This is a genomic window from Cellulophaga geojensis KL-A, from assembly GCF_000568425.1.
GTDB classification, from domain to species: domain Bacteria; phylum Bacteroidota; class Bacteroidia; order Flavobacteriales; family Flavobacteriaceae; genus Cellulophaga; species Cellulophaga lytica.
Window position 1 is genome coordinate 161,347 of sequence record NZ_ARZX01000003.1, and the last position, 22,778, is coordinate 184,124.

Annotated in this window: 8 protein-coding genes and 1 tRNA gene; 6 read left to right on the forward strand and 3 right to left on the reverse strand. The window is 33.4% G+C overall.

Going from position 1 to position 22,778, the window contains the following annotated elements; all coding sequences use genetic code 11:
* Positions 1-98: 98 nt before the first annotated feature.
* The 6 genes from KLA_RS04405 (at position 99) to KLA_RS04435 (ending at position 20,679) form a co-directional block, all read left to right on the forward strand.
* Positions 99-2,354 (forward strand): gliding motility-associated C-terminal domain-containing protein, encoded by a 2,256-nt coding sequence (locus tag KLA_RS04405; RefSeq protein ID WP_034644284.1) that lies wholly within the window; start codon positions 99-101, stop codon positions 2,352-2,354.
* Between the two features lie 6 nt (positions 2,355-2,360).
* Positions 2,361-4,493: a type IX secretion system membrane protein PorP/SprF gene (locus tag KLA_RS04410; RefSeq protein WP_084470676.1), complete on the forward strand. Its 2,133-nt coding sequence runs from the start codon at positions 2,361-2,363 to the stop codon at positions 4,491-4,493.
* A gap of 174 nt (positions 4,494-4,667) precedes the next feature.
* Positions 4,668-19,007: a T9SS type B sorting domain-containing protein gene (locus KLA_RS04420; RefSeq protein ID WP_051456036.1), complete on the forward strand. Its 14,340-nt coding sequence runs from the start codon at positions 4,668-4,670 to the stop codon at positions 19,005-19,007.
* Positions 19,008-19,033: 26 nt separating this feature from the next.
* Positions 19,034-19,987, forward strand: coding sequence for a type IX secretion system membrane protein PorP/SprF (locus KLA_RS04425; protein WP_034644288.1), 954 nt, complete (start codon positions 19,034-19,036; stop codon positions 19,985-19,987).
* A gap of 48 nt (positions 19,988-20,035) precedes the next feature.
* Positions 20,036-20,392: a dihydroneopterin aldolase gene (gene folB / locus KLA_RS04430; RefSeq protein WP_013620890.1), complete on the forward strand. Its 357-nt coding sequence runs from the start codon at positions 20,036-20,038 to the stop codon at positions 20,390-20,392.
* Positions 20,393-20,608: 216 nt separating this feature from the next.
* Positions 20,609-20,679, forward strand: a tRNA-Cys gene (locus KLA_RS04435).
* A gap of 222 nt (positions 20,680-20,901) precedes the next feature.
* On the opposite strand, the gene KLA_RS04440 is transcribed toward KLA_RS04435, so the two are convergent.
* The 3 genes from KLA_RS04440 to KLA_RS04450 are packed head-to-tail and all read right to left on the reverse strand — an operon-like array spanning position 20,902 to position 22,772.
* On the reverse strand, positions 20,902-21,387 hold the full coding sequence (locus KLA_RS04440) for a Clp protease N-terminal domain-containing protein (protein ID WP_013620889.1): 486 nt from the start codon (positions 21,385-21,387) through the stop codon (positions 20,902-20,904).
* 26 nt (positions 21,388-21,413) lie between these two features.
* Positions 21,414-22,079: a LysE family translocator gene (locus KLA_RS04445; RefSeq protein WP_013620888.1), complete on the reverse strand. Its 666-nt coding sequence runs from the start codon at positions 22,077-22,079 to the stop codon at positions 21,414-21,416.
* A 12-nt stretch (positions 22,080-22,091) separates the two neighbouring features.
* Positions 22,092-22,772 (reverse strand): head GIN domain-containing protein, encoded by a 681-nt coding sequence (locus tag KLA_RS04450; protein WP_013620887.1) that lies wholly within the window; start codon positions 22,770-22,772, stop codon positions 22,092-22,094.
* Positions 22,773-22,778 lie beyond the last annotated feature (6 nt).

A 22,778-nucleotide genomic window follows, 5' to 3' on the forward strand; every position in this document is an offset into this window, starting at 1 on the left:
AATTTCGCACACGCGTTAAAATGTTTGCAAAAATTTTAAACGTTTAATCTAACTAACTATGTCCCCAGACAATAAATAGTTACAAAAAAAATCATCTCATGAGAACAACACCTACTACAGCTCTTTTGGTACTTTTATTGTTATTTAGCTACTCGCTAACAACAACAGCCCAAATTTTAAATGCTCCAGAACCCATTGCCGACCCAAGTGGTGGTGGTACAAGCGGATGGACTGCCGCATGTGCATCATCTGGATTTAACTCTTACTGGGTAAACTTTACCTGGATAAATGCTCCTGCAGTTAACAGTGACAACAAATTTATTTTAGAATTATCTGACTCTAATGGCAACTTTGGTAGCCCTGTAGTATTAGCTACATTAGATGATAAAAACTCTAATTATGACTTTAACATACAGTTTGCATTGCCTACAGACACAAGAGGCGAAAATTACAAAATACGAGTAAAAAGTACTAGTCCAGAGAAAGTGAGTCCGACTGCGGGTCCTTACTCTATGTACTATGTAGACTTTAACTCGCCAATATTAATGAGTCAAGATGGTAACGGTAATATACCATCTGGCGGTACCATAGAAGTTTGTGATGGTACAGCAATAACAATGGCTCCACATAATGTACCTAATGCTAGTAGTTACAAGTATAACTGGTATAAAAGCGGTACATTATTATCAGAAAAAGGACCATCATTAACTACAACAGAAGCAGGTATGTATTCTGTACAGATAGATTATGGTTCTATATGTTCTGGATCTGCTAGCACAGATTCTAATATTATAGAAGTTACAACGGGAACAAGTTTAGGAGTTGCCTTAAATACACCTTCTAAAACAAGTTTATGTTCTACAGAAACAGAAACACTTACTGCAAACATATCTGGCCAAGGCTTAACGTATGTTTGGTATAAGGATGATGTTGCTATTACATCACCAACTGTAGATAACCATACATATACAGTAGATGGCTCTACAGCAGGTTTTGAAGGTAACTATGCAGTAGAAATAAGTGGCCCAGGAGCTTGTTTAGAGCGTTCTGCAGCTATTTCTATAACAACTGCATCTAATGTTACATTAACAAGAGATAATGAAGCTAACCTTGTTATTTTACCAACTAAAACTAAAACATTACAAGTAACTAGTAGCAGTACAGCTGTAACTTATGCTTGGTACAAAGATGGAGTAGTACTTAGTGGAGAGACTACAAATACATTAGTTGTGGATAGTGCAGGAGAATATTTTGCGCGTATAACAGACAATGGTGGCAGTTGCCCATTTACAATAGATTCTGATAAAACAACAGTAGTAAGTCCGGCTTCTTTTAACATAGCAATAGATTATACAGCTGCTTATACAGACTGCCAAAACACAACAACAACATTAGATGTAAAAACAATTGAAGCTGTTGCTGCAGATGGTACAAAAACAGATGTTACAGCAGATCTTAAAAATGAATTTACATACCAATGGAAAAAAGATGGTGTGCCAATTTCTGGCGAAACTAACAATGCCATTGCACTATCAGATATTACTGCAAATGGAGATTACACACTAAATGCAAGCATAAGTGGCTACAGCGCTACAGATTCTAACACTTTAGGCGTAACATTATTAACATCAGAGACCGTAGCTATTACAGCAAGTAGTACTACTTTTTGTAACCCAAGCAATCCGGTAGTAATAAGTACAACAACAGCATTAGCAGGTGAAACCTTTACTTGGTACAAGAATGGTGTTAGTTATAATACTACAGATGAAACTTTAACTAGTACAGAAACAGGAACATTTGTTTTAGAGGTACTAAAAAATGGCTGTCCGTTACGTTCTAACGAAGTTGTTATTTCTCCTTTAAATGAAGATTTAATAACGTTAGACAGCTCAGATCCAGTTATTCTTATAGAAGGACAAACTAAAACAATATCTGCAAGCGGTGGTACAAGTTACCAGTGGTTAGATGCAGCTAATGTAGAATTAAGCACAAGTTCATCTGTAAGTTTAACAGCAGAAGGCACATACACGCTTATAGCAAAAATAGACGACTGTGAAGTTATAAAACAATTTACAGTTTCATACAAAGATACTTTTAATGTTCCTAACGTAGTAACACCTAATGGTGATGGTAAAAACGACCTTTGGGTATTACCAAACTCTTACTCTAACAACCCTAATGCTACTGTTATTATTTACAACAGTAATGGTGAGGAAATTTTAAATGAAAAAGGTTACAAAAACAATTGGCCAACTTCATCTATGAGTTTCCCTAAGCAAAATATGGTGTTTTACTATAAGATTATTGATGACAAAGGTGGTCAAAAACAAGGGACTATAACAATTATAAGATAATTTAAAATGTTTAAGTTTAAGTACATATACTTTCTATTATTAGTGATGGTGCTAACCAATGTTAGTGCCCAAGAGGTTAATCCATACCTATCATACGATGTTCCATCGCAGAACCTTTTAAAATATAATAGGTTCTTAATAAACCCTACGTTTTCTACGGTAAGGGAAGACAAGTCGTACATAAACTTATTACACAGAAACCAATCGGTAGAATTTACAGATAACAATCAAAACTACTTTTTAAGCTATAGTGGACGTATTAATGACCGTACAGGTTTAGGTTTAAGTATATACCAACAAACAGCTGGTACACTAACAAATTACGGTGTACTTGCTAACTATGCTTACGGTGTAAAACTAAACGACAAAAGTAACTTTACTTTTGGAGCCAATATGTCTTACTACGCCAGTGGTTTAGATAAAAGTAGAGTAAACGCTGCAGATCCAGACGATCCGTTTTTAAATGGTCAAAGAGACAATTTATTACAGTTTCAGCCTGGTGTTAACTTGTCTTATGGTAAGTTTGATATTGGTTTATATGCAGAAAACTTATTTGATTATAACCTAAAAACAAGCGAATCTATTACAGAATTTGCAGATAAAACTTTCTCTGGTCACTTACAATATACACATCAGTTTGATAAAACATCTGGTATTTTAGAACAAGGTAGATTAATGCCTTTGGCTAGAGTACGTAAAGGTGGGCAAGAAGATGTTGTGCTTGGTGGTAGCCTTATACTAGATTTACCTAAACTTGGATGGGCCCAAGTTGGTTATGATGACCATTATGGTGCCGCTGCAGGTTTAGGTTTTAATCTAAACAAACGATTATCATTAGGGTATACTATGGAAAAAGGTATATCTGGTGATTTAGATAATTTTGGTGTAACTCATGAAATCTCTGTTGCATACTCATTTACTCCAAACTTAACAGAAGACAGAGTAATGTTAGAAGATGATAGTGATAATGAACTTGCATTTAATGAAGAAGATACAAACTTAGACGAAGAATTAGAATCTGAAAAATTTGAAGAACTTAAAAAACGATTGGCTGAAAATGACCAAGTTTTGGCAGAGTTAATGTACAGACAAGATTCTTTAGAAATAAACAGACAAAGAGATTTAGAAAAAAGGTTTGAAAGAGTGTTACGTATGGTACGTAGTGAAACTCAAGGTAAAAGACCAGATTTAGAAGAGAGAGCTAAAAAAATGTATTTCATTAATAATGATGAAAATGCAGTTGCTGAAAACACTACTAATAAACCAAACGGTATAGAAAAAGATGTAACAACTGTTGTTACTCCAAAGACCTCAACTTCTGGCTACCAAAATGCTACTAACAACACTGTTGAAAATGCAACTGTAGCAACAGATGCAACTAAAACAAATAATGCAGTAGCAAATAATAGTACAACAAAAAAAGTAACTAAAAACGCTTCTACAATAAAAAGAAGAAAATTTAAACACTTAAACGGTGTACAAGATGGCTACTATGTAATTGCTAATGTATACAAAGGGCAAGGGTATTTAAATAAATTTATTAAAGACCTTGAAGATAATGGCTTATCTGCTGATTATATAAGAGATCCAAAAACAGATTTAAAGTATGTGTATTTAGAAAGATATGATACTTGGAAAGAAGCAGAAGCAGCACATAACTCACAACTTAATGGCGCATACGATTATGATATGTGGATTATGAATGTAGACAATGGTACAAATACAGATAGCAGGTATAACAATACTGGCTATGCAGCTACTACTACAAAAGACAAAACAAAAACAAGAGATAAGTATAGTAATGACAATCCTAAATTTAGAAACCCTGTACAGAAAGACAATGTTGCAGGTACTTATCCAACACCCAAAATTGTAAAATTTAATGGTGTAGACTCTGGTTATTACATAATTGCAAATGTTTTTGCAAGTGCTAAAAATGCAAACAACTTTGTTAAGCTACTAAATAAGCAAGGCTTAAACGCTAGCTATTTTATAAACCCAGAAAATAATTATAGATATGTCTATTTAAAAAAGCATGGTACATGGAACAATGCTTTACTGTCATACTATTCTAATATTAACAGCTCTTACCAAGACCGTATGTGGATAATGAGAGTTACTCAAAACAACATAGCGTAATGGATAAGATTTTTTCTAAAATAATACTTTTTTGTGCTCTATTGCTGACTTGTATTGCATTAGCTAACACAAAAAATACCAATAAGTATACTGTAAAATTCAATGACAGTATAACAACTAACAACTCAACTCAAATTAATTACTCACCAACAAACACTAAAAACATTCAACCTAATGAATAAGTTTTTAAAATCGCTTTTAATTATTTTTTTCTTAACTATATCTCATTTAGGGTTTAGCCAAGTTAAAAATAATTTTGAACCTAGATATGACAACAGTATCCGTGGAGACTTAACTATTATAGCTAATAATATTGTAAACCGTGAAGGTAACGAAATTACTAGGGAAAGAAGATGGGTAAATACCCGTTGGGGAGGATATTGGCAATATTATAATGTCTCTACGCCCGTAGATGCAAACGATCCATACAACCAAACAGGAAATAGCTCTACAGCTAATGATAATTGGGATATGCAATACATAGATATAGATGGTGATGCATCTACATTTAGTTCTAGTAGTGCAGAGTTAACTGTACCAGATGCCAGTTGCTCTAGAGTTAGGTATGTTGGTTTATATTGGTCTGCTGTTTATGCAAATGAAACAGACCGTAGTAACATTGGAAATATTAAGTTTAAAACACCAGGTGGTTCATATGTAGATATCTCTGCAGATGAAGTACTTTTTGATGGTTTTGGTGATACAGATTTTGGCTATTACAGTCCATATGCTTGTTATAAAGATATAACATCATTAGTTACTGGCTTAGCAGACCCTAATGGAGAATACACAATTGCTAATGTAAGAGCAAGTGTAGGTGAAACTCCTTCGGGCGGTGTATCTGGTGGATGGACAATGGTTGTTGTTTATGAAAACCCAACATACCCAGGTAAATACATTACTACTTTTGATGGTTATGCAGGTATTAAATCTGGAGAATCTGTAGATATTCCTGTATCTGGTTTTACAACATTACCAGCTCCTTTCCCTGTAAATGCAAGGTTAGGGGTAAGTACATTAGAAGGTGACAACGGTATAACTGGTGACGGTTTATCTATTAAAGCAAGCGGTAGACCAACTTATACTCCTTTAGGTACAAATAGGTTTGGAGCAGACCCTAATAAAACAAACAACTTTTTTGACAGTAATGTCACTTTTGAAAATAATATCGTAACTACTCGTAACCCCAACAGTGTAAACACATTAGGATGGGATGCAGACCTTTTTACAATACCTAATACAGGTTGGTCTACCATCCCTAATGATGAAACAAGTGCTATATTAAGAGCCACTTCTACACAAGACAAATACGATATTTTCTTTACATCTTTTGATGTAGAAATTATAGAACCACAAATGCACTTAGCCAAAAGGGTAGAGGACATTGGTGGTACAGATATTACCGGGCAAGGTGTAAACCTAGGTCAGGTTTTAGACTACGTTTTATCATTCCAAAATGTTGGTAATGATGATGCAGATAATTACACCATTAGAGATGTATTACCTGTAAATGTAACCTTAGATGAAACTAATATTACAATGCCTGCAGGAGTATCTTATACTTATAACCCTGCTACTAGAACAGTTTTATTTACAATACCAAATGACTTAGTAGTACAAGGCGGGCCTTTAGAAAGCATACGTATGCGTGTACGTGTAGCAGAAAATTGCTTTGATTTTATAGATGCATGTTCAGATCTTATTCAAAACTTAGCATACTCTACTTACAGAGGTGTAATTAACACAAATGAAATTACAGATGACCCTAGTGTTACAGATTTTGATACTTGTGGATTTACAACACCTGGTGCAACAAATTTTTTATTAGATGATTTAGAAAACTGTGACTATAGCAGAAGTGTAGAAATTTGTGGTGCAGATGCAGTTCTAGATTCAGGTGATGGTTTTGATGACTATGTTTGGTATAAAGATGAAAACGGAAACGGTGTTATAGACAGCGGAGATACTGTTATTAATGACGGTAATCCAGATGGAGATTTAAGTACAATTGTTGTAGATGATATAGGAGTATATATAGTTGATAAAATAATTGCAGATCCTTGTAAAGGTTTTCAAGAAATTATAACTGTAACACGTTTTGGAACCACACAAACTAACCCAATAATAGATTTAATAAACGATACTTCTAACACAGTTGATGGTGAAGTAACTATTTGCCCTATTGATGGTGACCCATTACCAAAAATATTTTTATGTGGTTTAAATGATGTAGAACCAATAAGTATTAATATTCCTGATGCTACAAGCATACAATGGGAAAAATTAGACGAAGGTAGTTGTACAGCTTCAGTAGAAGATTGTGCTAATAAAAACGGAACCTGTACTTGGAGCCAAGTGGCAACAGGCCAAACATTTAATGCAGAAGACGAAGGACAATATAGAGTAGTAATTAACTATTTAAATGGTTGTTTTACAAGGTTCTACTTTAATGTATTTAAAAACGATTTAGACCCTAGAGCAACAGTAGAAGATATTATTTGTACTACAGATGGTAGCATTAGTGTTACTAACGTACCAGCTAATTATGATTTTCAGTTATTAGATGCAGCTACAGGTACTATTCTTGTTCCTTATAGTGCTAATAATGGTCCTGTTTTTCCAATAACAAATAACGGAGCCTACACAGTAGAAATGCGTCAGCAAGGTGTAGTAGACGGTTGTGTGTTTAGATTAGAAGATATAGGAGTACTAAGAAGAGACTATGTAGTTAATATTACAACTAAAGATACAGATTGTAATGGTTTAGGAGAAATTAGAATTTCTGCTGAAGATGTTGAGCCTCAATACTATTTTTCTATTTCTCAAGGAGGAGTAGAGGTAGATACTTTTGGACCTACAGATGATAATGACCATACTTTTTTAGGTTTAAACGATGGTGTTTATGATGTTACCGTAAGAACTGATGATGGTTGTACATTAACTAGAGAAGTGACCATTAATGATGTATCTGACTTAGCTGCTTCTGCGTTAACAACAAAATCTATAGACTGTACAGATGGTATTATATCTGTAACAGCTACTGGTGGTGTTGCTAACCCAACGTACACATATGCAATATGGAGTAAAGATGGTGTAGACTTATACCCAGCTCCTTTTACATTAAGTGATATTCCTGCAAGTGCATACCAAACAACAGAAGACTTTTACTTTAGTGATGCAGATGCTGGTACTTACGAATTTATAGTTGTAGGAAGTAATAATTGTTATGTTATTACTAATGAAGCTACAGTAGATATAGCACCTGCAATTACATATAATCCTAACATTACAGATGAAACCTGTTTTGGTGCAGAAGATGGTAGTTTTGATATTAATATTACAAATAGTAATGGTTATACTTTATCATACAGTTTATTGTATCCAGACGGCACAACAACTAGTGTAAACAACTCTGGTAATTTTTCATCATTACCACAAGGAGATTACATACTTACGATAACACAAACAATAGGTGGTACATCATGTGATTTTGATGAACCTTTTACTATTGGTGGTCCTACAGATGGTGTTACAGGTGATGCTGTTTTAGTTGATGATTATACATGTTTACAAGAAGCAACAATACAAGCTCAAAATGTAACTGGTGGTGCAGCTCCTTATGAATATAGTATAGATGGTGTTAATTTTAACTCAGGTGCAGGTGCAGACACATTTGCAAACCTAACTAACGGTAGTTATACTATTACAATTAGAGATGCTAATATGTGTACGTTTGTAACAAATGAAATTGTTATAGATACATTAAATCCGCCAACAGATTTAGACTTTACAGCAACAGCTCCTAACTGCCCTACACAAACATCTAATGTTACAGTAACAGTTTCCAATGGTACAGCTCCTTATGTTTTTGATATTATTGCTCCAACAGCAATAGCAGCTACAAGCACAACAGGAAACACAGCAACATTTAATGGTTTAGCTCCAGACACTTATACTTTTAGAGTAACAGACGCTAAAGGTTGTGAATATGAAGAGAGTTTTACAATTAGACCAGTAAATCCTATTTCTGTAGTTGGTAATTTAGTTAGTAATATTTCTTGTTTTGATGATATAGATGGAGAAGCAAATTTTGAAGTATCAGGTTTTAATTCTACATACAATTATGTAATAACAGGACCAACAACTATACCAGGAGGTACAGGAGTAAATCTTGCTACAATTTCTTTAACAAATTTAGATAATGGTACATACACAATAACTGTTACAGATACAGAAACAAACTGTACTGCAACTGCAGATGTTATTATAAATGCACCAACTGCTGCTTTAGCACTAAATGTTAACCCAACACAACCAACTTGTACAACAGATGGTAGTGTAGTTTTAACTGCTACTGGTGGTTGGGGTAGTAACGAATTTACAATTACGTATCCAGATGGTACAACTACATTTACTAATGGTACCGGTACGTTTAATAACTTAAACCAAACAGGAACTTTTAATGTTAGTGTAGAGGATGCTAATGGTTGTATTGTTACATCAAGCTTTGATTTAGATGCTTCAATAGCTCCTACTTTAGAAATTGTTCCAAATAACGATTGCTTTACGGCAGCTGCAGGACTAGAACTTACAGCAAATGTAACAGCTGGCGGAGATGGCACTTATCAATATAGAATAAATGGAGGCGCTTACAGCACAAATAACGTGTTCTCTGGCTTAAATCCGGGTACGTATACTATAGATGTTATAGATGGTAAAAACTGTACAGGAACAGCCTCTATTACAGTAAACCCAGAATTAACTGTTACGGCAACCGTAGATAATATTACAGCTTGTGATACAGATACAGAAGTAACTATTACTCCTGCTGGTGGTAGTGGCGTAAATTATGTATATGCAATTGTTGCTGATGGTACTACTCCGGCTGCAACAGATTTTACAAATGTTAATCCTAGAACGGTAACAACTGGTGCTGGTGATTATGATGTGTATGTGCGTGATAATAACGGTACAGGAACTTTTTGTGAGGCTATGTACGATTTAAACATTGCACAAGATCCTGCTTTAACAGTATCTACAACAAGTACAGACATACTTTGTAGTGGCGAAGCACAATCTACCATAACAATAACTGCTGGTGGTGGAGAAGCGCCTTACCAATATAGTATAGATGGTGGTGCAACATTTGTACCAACAAACACATTTAATAATCTACCTGCAAATAGTTATAATATTGTAGTTAGAGACGCTAATTTATGTACTGTAACAGATACACATACTATAACAGAACCTTTTACTTTATCTGCTTCTGCAGCAGTAACAGCTTTATACGAGTGTAACCCAACAACTGGTGCTGAGGTTAGAATTACAAATGCACAAGGTGGTACACCTGCATATGAATATAGTTTTGATGGTGGTGTTAACTACAGTACAAACTCAATATCTAACTTATTACCTGGTACACATACATTGTATATTAGAGATGCAAATTTATGTACTTATGAAATGACAGTAACTGTAGATGCTGCTCCTGAGGCACCTACATTTGCTCCGTCAATTTCTTATGATTGTGAAGGTTTAGGTGAAATTACAGTTACACCTAGTAGTACAGATTTTGATTATGTATACTCTATAGATGGTTCATTTAACACGCCAGATAATACAAGTAATATCTTTACAGATGTAGCAGCAGGTTCACATACAATTAGAGTAGATTATACTTCTAATGCAGCTCCTACACCAAGTAATTTATTATCAGAAGATTTTGGTTTTGGTGCAAATACATCAATAACACAAATAGATCCTTTATACTGTTATGAGCCACAAGATGGTACAGTAAGAACTTGTGATCCTGGTGTACATACCAGAATTAATGATGGTGAATACTCGGTTACACAAGCCATAGCTTTACCTTTTGGTACATGGAGAAGTCCTAACGACCATACAGGTAACGCTAACGGAAGGTTTTTAGCAATGAACGTTGGCGGAGTAGTAGGTGTTGGTGGAATTATCTATGCTAAGGAAAATATAGAAGTAATACCAAATAGAGATATTACCATATCTACTTGGGCATATAATTTATTAAGAACTGGTACAACAGGAGGAGATCCTTCTATTGAAATACAATTAGTAGATGCTGGTGGGACAGTTATAGCTAACACGATTACGGGAAATATTCCTAAAAATAATAATGCTGATGATTGGCATAATTATACAGTAACATTAAACCCTGGTGCTAATACAAACCTTGATATTGTTATACGTACAAATTCTGCCGTAACAGGTGGTAATGATATTGCAATAGATGATATACAAGCATTTCAACTACCAGAAGTTTGTTCTTCTTTTGTAACTTTTGACGTTGTAGTTGAAGCAGGTAAAGCTTTTACAGCAAACATTACAAACCCTGTAAACATTTCTTGTTTTGGTGGTAATGATGGTGAATTTGTTATTAATGCAGCAAATTTTGGCGCTGGCGGATATGAATATTCTTTAGATGGTGGTGCAACCTATTCTGGCCCTTTTACAACTTCTCAAACCGTAACTGGTTTAACTGCACAAAACTATACTATTGAAGTTAGAGATGCTGATGATAATGCATGTAGTATTCCATTAACACAAGAATTAACTGAACCAACAGAAGTTACTGCTACTGCATCTATCACAGATGAATTTACATGTAATAATACAGGTGCTACAATTACTGCTGTTGCAAATGGTGGTACACCAACGTATAACTATCAATTAGAAATATACAATACAGTAACAACAAATTATACTGTTTTTAGAGGATACCAATCTTCTGCAATATTTACAGATGTGCCTGCAAATGCAGCTAATGAAAATTATATTGTAAGAGTACAAGATGATAACTTATGTACTAATGCTATTACACCTGCAGTAACTGTTACTACCCCAGAAGTACCAACTTTTACAGTAACACCAACAGCGTGTTACTCTGGTGCAAATGATGGTGAAATACAAGTAGATGTTACTTCTATTCCTGGTAATGAAAACTTCCAGTTTAGTATTAATGGTGGTGCTTGGATTACACCAACTCCAGCAACTGCAACTACTTATACTTTTACTAATTTAGCAAACGGTACTTACACAATAGACGTTAAAGATGGTTATGGTTGTGTTGGCGTACAAGAAACAGTTGTTTTAAACCCTGTAATAAACGCAACAATAGATGTTGTACATGTTAGCTCTTGTGCTGATGGTAGTATTACTGTTAATGCAACTGGTGGAGATGGTAATTTAGCTTATGCTTTTGTAACTACAGGAACTCCTGTAACTGCTGCAGATTTTAGTAATGTAAATAATTATAGTGTAGCCGCTATTGATGCTGGTGACTATGATGTTTATGTATGGGATAATAACGCAGCAGATCCACATTGTGAATATATGGAGACTGTTACAGTTAACCCTGCAACTCCTTTAACTTATAATGCAGTACCTACAGATCCTACTTGCCATGATGGTACAGGAACTATAGAAATTACAGTTACCTCTGGTATATCTCCTTACACATATGAAATTATTGATTTAGATAACGGCGGAGCTTCTAATGAAACTACAACTAATGTAATAAACAATACTAAAACATTTTTCAATTTAGCACCTGGTAACTATACAATTAATGTTACAGATGCAAGCGGATGTACAATAGAAACAACTCCTGTATTAATTAATAATCCAGATGAATTAGTAACAGATATAGAGTCTATATTATCTGGTAATTGTGACCCTGCAACAGGATTTAGATTTATCAATTATACAACAACATTAAATGGAACATTAGAATTTAGTCATGATGGTGGTACTACTTGGCAAACATCTGATGAGTTTGATGCTCCTGCATACACATTAACTTCTGGTGATGCTGTAGACCCTTCTATTAGAACTGTAGATGCTTCTGGTAACACCTTATGTAGATTAGATTTACCTAGATATATTATATCTTATCCATTAGATAATTTAGATATAACAATTTCAGCAATTATTGTTGATTGTAATGAATTACAGGTAACTGTACAAGGTAACGAGGGTACAGCTCCTTATCAATATACCTATACAGACGATCCTGTTAATTTTGATGCAACTTCACCTATTAATCCTTGGACTACTCCTGCAAAGGGACTATCAGATCCTCATACCTTTACAGGTTTAATACCAGGTAGAACGTATGTATTTCTTGTAAGAGATGCTAATGGTTGTGTTAGACAAAGTGATAGAAATGTAAACGATTTAATAACATTACCATTAGAAATTACATCAACTTCTGTACCTGCATGTTTTGGTATGACAAATGGTAGTATTACATATACAATTACAGATAATCAAGCTCCATTTGGTACAGAATACAGATGGGAAGTTTTTAATATGACAACTGGTACTCCTGTTTCTGTAGCAAATAGTGGAGGTAATATTCCATTTTCTTCTCCACAAACAGTTACAGTATCTGGTTTAGGAGCTGGAGAATACTTTATACAAGTTACCGAAAGAGATGGTGGTGTAGATAGTTGTATATCTGCATCAGAAAATCTATTGTTAGAAGAGTTAGATGATATTACAGCAACATTAAATAAAATTCAAGATATTTCTTGTGCTACACCTGGTCTTATTCAAATAGAAAACATTAATGGTGGTGGCGGTACTTATACTTTTACTGTAACTGGTCCTGCTCCTTTTACAACTATTACAGGTACTACAGATAATCCAATAGAAATTCCTGCTAATTCTCCTGCTGGTACTTATAACGTAACTATTCAAGATCAATATAGTTGTGCTAAAGATTTAGGAGATGTTATAATGACATTAACTCCTAATCCAACAATAGATAATATAAATGTAAATAATTGTGCAATACCAAATACTTTACAAATAGATGCAACTAGTACAGCTGCTCAAATACTATATTCTATAGATGGTGGTGTAACATATGTAGATAATGGAGGTTTATTTACTAATCTTTCTGTTGGTACATATAACATATCTATAAAAGATAGTAACGGTTGTATAGCTACAGATAGTGCTACTATTTACCCAGTATTAGAGGCTAATGTTGAGCTTACTAAACTAATGGATTGTACTCCTGGAACCGCTGAAATTACAATTGAAGCTATAGATGGTTCTGGAGATTACGATTATGAAATCACAAATGGTTTAGGAACTGTTGTTGTTAGAACAGCATTACCAACAAATCCTTATGTAGCAACTGTAACAGTTGTGGAGAATTATACTGTTACTGTTTATGATAATAATACAAATTGTAACATAGTATTTACAATAGATGTTCCTGCTGCCGTAACCCCAATATTTACACACACATTTACAGATGTTATATGTAATAGTGCAGATGATGGTACTATAACTTTATACCAAACAGATAATGGAATAAACCCATTAACATATACAATTACACCTTTAGCTGGTACTTATGATGCTGCTACAAGCACATTCTCAGACTTACCTCCTAATACATATACAGTAACTGCAACAGGTACAAATGGTTGTACAACAGATATTACTAATATTGTAATTAGTGAACCAAACCCTATTGTCATTGCAAACGCAGATGTTGTAGAATTTGGTTGTACACCTACAAGTGGTAACACTAATAATAATGCTAGTATTAGCATAGATAATACTGCTGCTAATATTACTGGTGGTAGTAATACTTATGTTATTTATGAATTTATAAATGATAACAATACGCCTGCAACTGGTGATGATATTATTGTACAATCTGGTTCTAATAATGTTTACATAGAAACTAATACTGCTGGTGGTTCTTATACTATTAACGTATATGATGATAAAGGCTGTGTTGGTACAATAGAAGCAGATATTGCTCCTTATGATGAATTGTTAACAGCTTCTGCTGCAATTACAGGTGATATTACTTGTGATCCTGGTACAGATGGTGAAATAACTATTACTGCTACTTCAAATACAAATGATACTTCTAAATTTGAGTATAGTATTGACAACGGAACAACATGGCAAGCTTCAAATGTTTTTGGTGGTTTAGATGTTGGTACTCACAATTTCTTAGTAAGACATACAGATACTGGTTGTGTTATAACAACATCAGAAACTATAACTAGTCCAGATGTATTAGAATTAGATGCAACTGTATTAAGTAATGTAATTTGTTTTGGTGGTAATGATGGTAGTGTAGAATTTAATTTACATGATAATGCTAATGTTACCTATACAGGTGCAGTAGCATACATTCTTTACCAAGATATAAACAATACTCCTGCAAATACTGGAGATGATACACAAACTCCAGGTATTGCACCAAATGGTAATTTTGTAATTAATAATTTAGTAGCTGGTACGTACTACATAGAAGTACAACAAACTCCAGATCCTAGATGTGCGTATACACAAGCATTTACTATTGCTGGTCCTAGTGCTGCAATAACTGCTGCTACAGAAGTTGCACCAGTAACTTGCTTAGGTAATGACGGAGTTATAGAAGTTATTAATGCTGCTGGTGGTTGGGGAGACTATGTTTACTTTGTAGATGTAGCAACTAATCCTGCTCCAGTATATCCAACAGATTATGTTTCTAATCCTAGATTTACAGGTTTATCTGGTGCTGCAGCTCCGGCTGGTACAGATTACCAAGTTTGGATTGCAGATAAAAATGGGTGTATTGTTCAATTAGCAGATGTTAATTTAGTAACACCAGACCCTATAACTGCAACTTTACAGGTAAACCAAGAAAACTGTACAAACCTAGAAGGTGAAATTGAAGTTATTGGAACTACAGGTGGACAAGGAAGCAACTACACATACCAACTTATTAAAGATGGTACAGCAGTTGGTTCTCCACAGACTACTACAATATTCTCTGGTTTAGGTGCTGGTTCTTACACCGTATTAATTAACGATCAATGGTCTTGTGACTTTACAACACTTGCAACAGTATTGTATGAAGAAATGAATGTTTCTACTATTGTTGATAAACCAATAGATTGTAATACAGTAAATCCGGGCGGACAAATAACAGTAAATGTAACTGGTGGTTCTACAAACTTAGAGTTTACTGCTACATTACCAATAAGTGGTGCTACAATTACAAACACAACTGGTGTATTTACTGGCTTAACAGAAGTTGGTGTGTATAGCTTTAGGGTTCGTGATTTAGACACAAGTGCACCAATATGTGAAAAAACAGTTACACAAGAATTGGTTGATAAGGTAGATCCTATTTTATTAGCTTCAACTATAGAAAATGTTAGTTGTTTTGGTTTATCAGATGGTAGTATTACTGCTAATTTAGATCCTGCAACAAATGTAGATCCTATATATAACTATAATTTATATGATGCTACAGGAGTAACTCAAATAGGAGTAACTCAAACTAGTCCAACTTTTACAGGTTTAGCTGCTGCTTTTTATCAAATAGAAGTAGTATCTGCAAAAGGTTGTTCTATTAGACAAACTGTTGAGGTTACTCAGCCTACAGAATTACTAATAAGTGCAGTTGCAACAGACTTTGCTTGTGCTCCTAATAACACTGTAAATACAGCAACAATTACAGTAACTATAGAGGATGGTGCTACAACACCAGGAACTCCTTCTGGTACTAGTCCATATTTGTACAGTATAGATAATGTAAACTTCCAAACAGGAAATACATTTACTGTTACAGATACTGGAGTTACACAAACAATTACTGTTTATGTTAAAGATGATAATAGTTGTCCGCAGACAACAACAGTAACAATAGAGCCTATTAATAAGTTTACTGCTATAGTAACTAAGGATACAGACATATCATGTAATGGCCCAGAAGAAGTTACTATTACAGTAACAGATAACGGAGATGCTACAAATGTTTATACGTATGAGTTGTTACCAATTGGTAATACAAATGCTACGCAAACAACAACACCAACGTATAACACTGCAACTTTTGAGTTAACTGCAGTGGGTGGTTATGTATTTAGAGTAACAGATACAAATACTGGTTGTTACGTAGATACAGATGTATATAATATTGCTCCTTATGATTTAATTAAGGTTTCTGCTAGAGCGTCGTCTCCAGTAACTTGTTTTGGAGATACAAATGGAGAAATAGAAGTAACGGTAACAGACGCTACTGCAACATTTACATATACAGTTTTAAATGCTGATGGTACTTTAACAGGTATAAATGGTAATGCAACTACAAATACATTTACAATACCAGGTTTATCTGGTGGTAATTATTATGTAGCTGTTACAGAAGATAATGCTCCTTTCTGTACAGAAGATTCTAATGTAATAACAATAGCATCTCCAGATATGGCGCTAACAGCTACAGTAAACAAAACTGCAGATGTAACTTGTGATGATAATGCTGGTGAGATAACAGTAGTACCAACTGGTGGTTACGCACCTTATGACATTGTTTTAAGAAACAATACTACTGGTGTAGAAACTACTTTTACAGATGTTAATTCTGCTAGCTTTGTAAGATTAAGTGCTGCTACATATACTGTAACAGTAACAGATAATGGTGGATGTCCGTTTACAGACACCATAACGCTAGACCCTGCAATACCTATTACTGCAGATATTACACCACTAACACAAATGTTAACTTGTTTTGGTGATAGTAATGGTAGTGTAAGTGCAGTAAACGTACTAAATGGTGAAGGTGTTTATACATATCAATTAAACGTTTATGATGATGCTGGTACAACAATACTATACTCTAGTAGTCCGCAATCTAACCCAATGTTTAACAATCTAGGTGCTGGTGTGTACACCATAACTGTTTCTGACGGATGGAATTGTGATGTAGAAACCGTACAAGCCGTTATAACAGAGCCTACAGATATCACTGGTTCTCTAGTTCAAGTATCACAATTAACGTGCGTAGATCCAGCTGAAATAAGATTAACAGCTACTGGTGGTACAGCTCCTTACGAGTTTAGTGTAGATGGTGTAAACTTTACTCCAATGAGCGGTGGAGATACACATACATTTACAGTAACACAAGGTGTATACCAATACTATATAAGAGATAATTTTAACTGTGGTAATATTATTAGTAACCAAGTAACTATTGATGCTGTACCACCATTACAAATATTGTTAGATGAAACTGCTGCAGTAATAAACTGTAACGGAGAATCTACTGCAAGTATACGTGCAACTGCAATTGGTGGTTTAGGTAACTATTCTTATGAGTTGTTAGATACCCCAACAAGTACAACTCCATTACAAGGACCACAAACTAGTGGTGATTTTAGAAACTTAGGAATTGGAACTTACTATATAAGAGCAACATCAGATGGTGGTTGTGAAGAAGTATCTACTGCAATTACAATTACAGAACCTGCACCATTAGTTGTAGAAAACGAAGAATTTACAGACGTACTTTGTTTTGGTGAAGAAAATGGTACTATAACTGTTGAGGTTAGCGGTGGAACAGGAGAAATTAAATACTCAATAACACCTAATTTAGACCAGTTTGATACTAAAAATGTATTTACAGATTTAGCTCCTGGAGTTTATGATGTAATTGCACAAGATGAAAATGGTTGTTTTATTACATTTAATTTTACAATTAGTGAACCAACTGCAATGCAATTGAGTACTACTACAACTGGTGAAACATGTACAGGTAATGAAGATGGTATGGCTACAGTTACAATAACTGGTGGTACAGCTCCTTACAGTACAAGTTTAGATTCTAATGATCCGGCAGATTATGAGCTAGACAGGGTAGACTTTACAGGTTTATCTTCTGGTACACACGTAATATTAGTAAAAGATGCCAATGGTTGTGATGCTAATATTGTAATAGATATTGCACCAGGTGTAAATTTAAAAGCCACAGCAACACCTATTTATGAGTGTAGTACAGATACACCAACAAATTATTTAGAAGTTGTTTTAGAAGACAACACAATAACAGACGTATTATACGGTTTAGATACTACAGATCCTGCTGCAATGCAATTAACACCAGACTTTACAAATATGTCTGCTGGTAATCATTATTTACACATATTGCATGCAAACGGATGTTCTGAAACTATTGACTTTACTGTAGCAGATTTTGAACCGTTAACTCTTGTATTAGAAAATAGAAATATTAACGAAATAACGGCAATTGCTGCAGGTGGTAACCCAAAATATACTTTCTATCTGGAAGGAAACAATAATGGGGAAGACAATACGTTCAGAATACGTAAGACTGATACTTATACCGTTGTTGTTGTAGACGAAAATGGTTGTGAAGCTACTCAAGATATATTTATTGAGTTCATCGATATAGAAATCCCAAATTTCTTTACACCTAACGGTGACGATGTTAACAACACATGGAAGCCTAAAAACACAGAAGGGTTCCCTAATATCTTAACTATTATCTATGATAGATATGGTAGAGAATTATATAGAATGGGAGCTGATGACAAAGGATGGGACGGAACTTATGATAATAAGGAACTACCATCTGGAGATTACTGGTATACTATTAAGCTTAAAGATGAAGTAGATGACAGAGAATTTGTTGGACACTTTACATTGTACAGATAAAAAATAAAAGAACTTAACCTATAATTATGCGATTTAAATTAGCAATCTTATCATTATTTGCTGGCACAATGCTATCAAATGCACAGGAGCTAAACTCCCCACAGCTCTCACAGTATTTAGCAGATAACCCATTTGTTTTATCACCAACATACGCAGGTATTGGTGACCACGTAAAAATTAGAATGAACGGCCTTGCACAATGGGTAGGAATAGAAGATGCACCTAGAACACAGTCTTTAGCTGCAGATGCCAGAATTGGGAATAAATCTGGTTTAGGACTATTTTTATACAACGATAAAAACGGATATACAAAACAACAAGGTGCCAGAATTTCTTTTGCTCACCACTTAACTTTAGATAGATATGAAGACGAGTTTTTATCGTTTGGTATATCTTACAACTTTAACCAGTTTAGATTAGATATACAAGAGTTTAACCTTGTTGCTAATCCTGATAATGCTGTAACAGATGATAGGTCTACTACAAACCATAACTTTGATGTTGGACTTATGTATAGAATTAATAAATTTTATGCTAGTTTAAACGTATCTAACCTTGTAAACAAAGACATATCTAACTTTAATGAAACTTTTGAGCCAAATGCTTTAAGAAACTATTACTTGTATACTGGTTACAGATACAAAAAAAGTAGAAATAGCGACTGGGAAATAGAACCTTCTGTACTTTATAAAATGTTTGAGAGTGATGGAAGATCTGAAACAGATTTAAACTTAAAGTTTAGAAAATACGATTTTGAAGATTACTACTATGCAGGTGTAAACTACAGGTTTTTAAATGACCAAATAGGTAAACCATTATACTTAGCACCTTTTGCAGGTTTAAAAAAAGATAACTATTATTTTGGTTATTCATATCAAATAATTTTAAATGATATTTTAAATTACAGTACAGGTACACACGTTATAACAATTGGTGTAGATTTATTCCAAGGATTAAGTAATTGTAGATGTACTTACTAAGTTTTTATTAATTCTATTAGTTAAGTTTGCAAATCTAAACTAAACCTAATGGGAAAAATAACAGTAAGTACTATTAAAACATATGCTTACCACGGATGCTTAAATGAAGAAGCATTAATTGGTAGTGATTATGTAGTTAATGTTAGTGTAAATGCAGATTTAAGTAAAGCATCAATATCAGATGATTTAGTAGATACTGTAGATTATGTACATATTAACCATATTGTAAAAGAAGAAATGGCCATAAGATCTAAATTATTAGAACATGTAGCCAAACGTATTATAGATCGTATTTTTTTAGAATTACCTATTGTTACAGAATCTGAAGTAACAGTTTCTAAATTAAACCCACCAATAGGAGGAGATGTAGAAATGGTTTCGATAACATTGCAATTAACTCGTTAAACTGCATATTAGTAAATTTTTTATACATATAAATATATGTACATTTGAACTCTCCCCCGCATAAATGGCATTGTGGTCGAAATGGATAGACATAATCCCGCAAGGATTAGCATAGTGGTTCGAATCCACTCGATGCCTCGAAAAAAAATGCAAAATTGATTTAAAAAAACTTATTTGCTTATGAATTTATTTTTGTAAGTTTGCAGTCCAAAAAATGGCATCGTGGCCGAGTGGCTAGGCAGAGCTCTGCAAAAGCTTGTACAGCAGTTCGAATCTGCTCGATGCCTCAAAAACCTTCACTAACGTGGAGGTTTTTTTGTTTGTAGTTATAACTATAAAATTATCTGTCTTAAAATCAAATAATTATATAATAATATCCTATTATTTAATAAAATGTACAGCAGTTCTCCCGAAGCTTCGGGATGCTCGATGCCTCAAAAACCTTCACTAACGTGGAGGTTTTTTTGTTTGTAATTATAGCTATAAAATTAACTATCTTAAAATCAATTTTATATAATAGAAAGTAATCCTAAAGAAACTAAGCGTTTATTGCTACCAAAAAATTCTAGAAATTTATTAGATTTTATGCTTCTAATTTTCTCACATTCTTTTTTAAATTTAAAATAATCCATTTCTATTTCATTTAAATAATTACCAGCATAGCTATTTTTATCAGCTAGCATAGCAAGTATTATATGTTCTGGATTAACTTTTTTATCTGAATAGATGCGAGCATAAAATGAACCATTTTTTAAAACATTATTAAACTCTTTAGTTAAATAGTACTTACTAAGTATTTTTTTATCATCTGATTTTAAGAGTTCTATTAATTTTTGAAATTTCCAATCGTTAGATTTAAATATTTTTTGAGCAACATTATTAGATTTTAAAGTAGCTATTAAAAAATGAAAAGAAGAAATATATTCGGAATTTAAATCTATAGCTACTAGTCTACTATTAGCTATTATTTTTTCTAGTTCAGAATCAAATTCCATTTTTTTACACAGTAGTATTTAAAAAATTATTTTTCTAATAACTCTAATCCTTCTTGTATATTTAATTGGTCTTTAGGTAAAAACCCTTTGGTTATAAGTACTAAACCACAAATAACAAGTATAATACCTAATATTTTTTTAGTTAAAAAAATACGTTTTGGAGTTAAGTATCTTTTTAATTGTTTAGCTAATAATATTTTAATTATGTCTGTAATAAAATATGTGCCTAGCATAGCAGAAAAGAAAACTAAAATTCTGTTAGGATTGTTATCTAAACTTGGGCCTACTACTAAAATTACACCCAACCAAAATACCAAAACACCTATATTTATAAAGTTTAATAAAAAGCCTTTAATAAATAAACTTAGGTAAGCGCTTTTACTAGATTTAAGTTGAGTTGGCTTTTCTTTTACAGGTTTTTTTATAATTACAATTATGCCATAAACAAGTAATATAACACCACCAAAAATATATAATCCTGGTAAATTACTTAGGTTTTCTAATAATTGGTAACTACTAAAATAAGCAACAGTTAAAAATAAAACATCTGCTAAAATAACACCAAGGTCAAAAACCAATGCAGCTCTAAAACCTTTAACAGCACTAGTTTCTAGAAGAACAAAAAAAACAGGACCAATCATAAAACTTAAAAAAAAGCCTAATGGTATTGCTGCCTGTATATCATCTAACATGTAATAGTTTTTCTATTTTCTAATAATTTTACCACCAAAAACGGTTTTCTCATCCATTTTTGCTGGGTCTCCGTAAACCAAAACTTCACCACCGGCTTTTACAGTGGCTTGTACATAATTTGTTGCATTTATTTCTGCATTTCCACCAGCATTTACACTAATTGTTGTAAGCTCAGTTTCAAAGTTTTTACCGTAATAAATACCACCTGTATTAATTTTTATATCTTGGTTTTTAGCAAAACCGTTAGAAGTAATAACACCACCAGTAACGGATTTTACTAATAGTTGTGTTACCTGAGCATCTATAATTAACTCGCCACCTTCTTGAGATTTTAACTCTAACAAATCCTGTTTTATAGTTTCATTAGAGCTAATTCTTGCATCTTCATTTACATCTATAACAGTTAAATTATCTGTATAATACAAATCTATAAAAGTTCTATAACCACTAAAAATTTTATCCAATTCCATACGTAGTTTTAGAACACCATCATTATTAACAATTGCAACTTTTTGTGTATTAGCCCCTGTTATAACTGCTTCATTTTTAGTAGATTTTATTAGATTTACAGATAAACCGTCAAAAGCTTTAACTTCTGTAAAATTATCTAACTTTTGTGTAATTTTTTCGTTTTGCGCATTTGCTAAACTAATAGCAAAAAATAACAGCGTAAATAAGGTTAACTTATTCATTTTAAT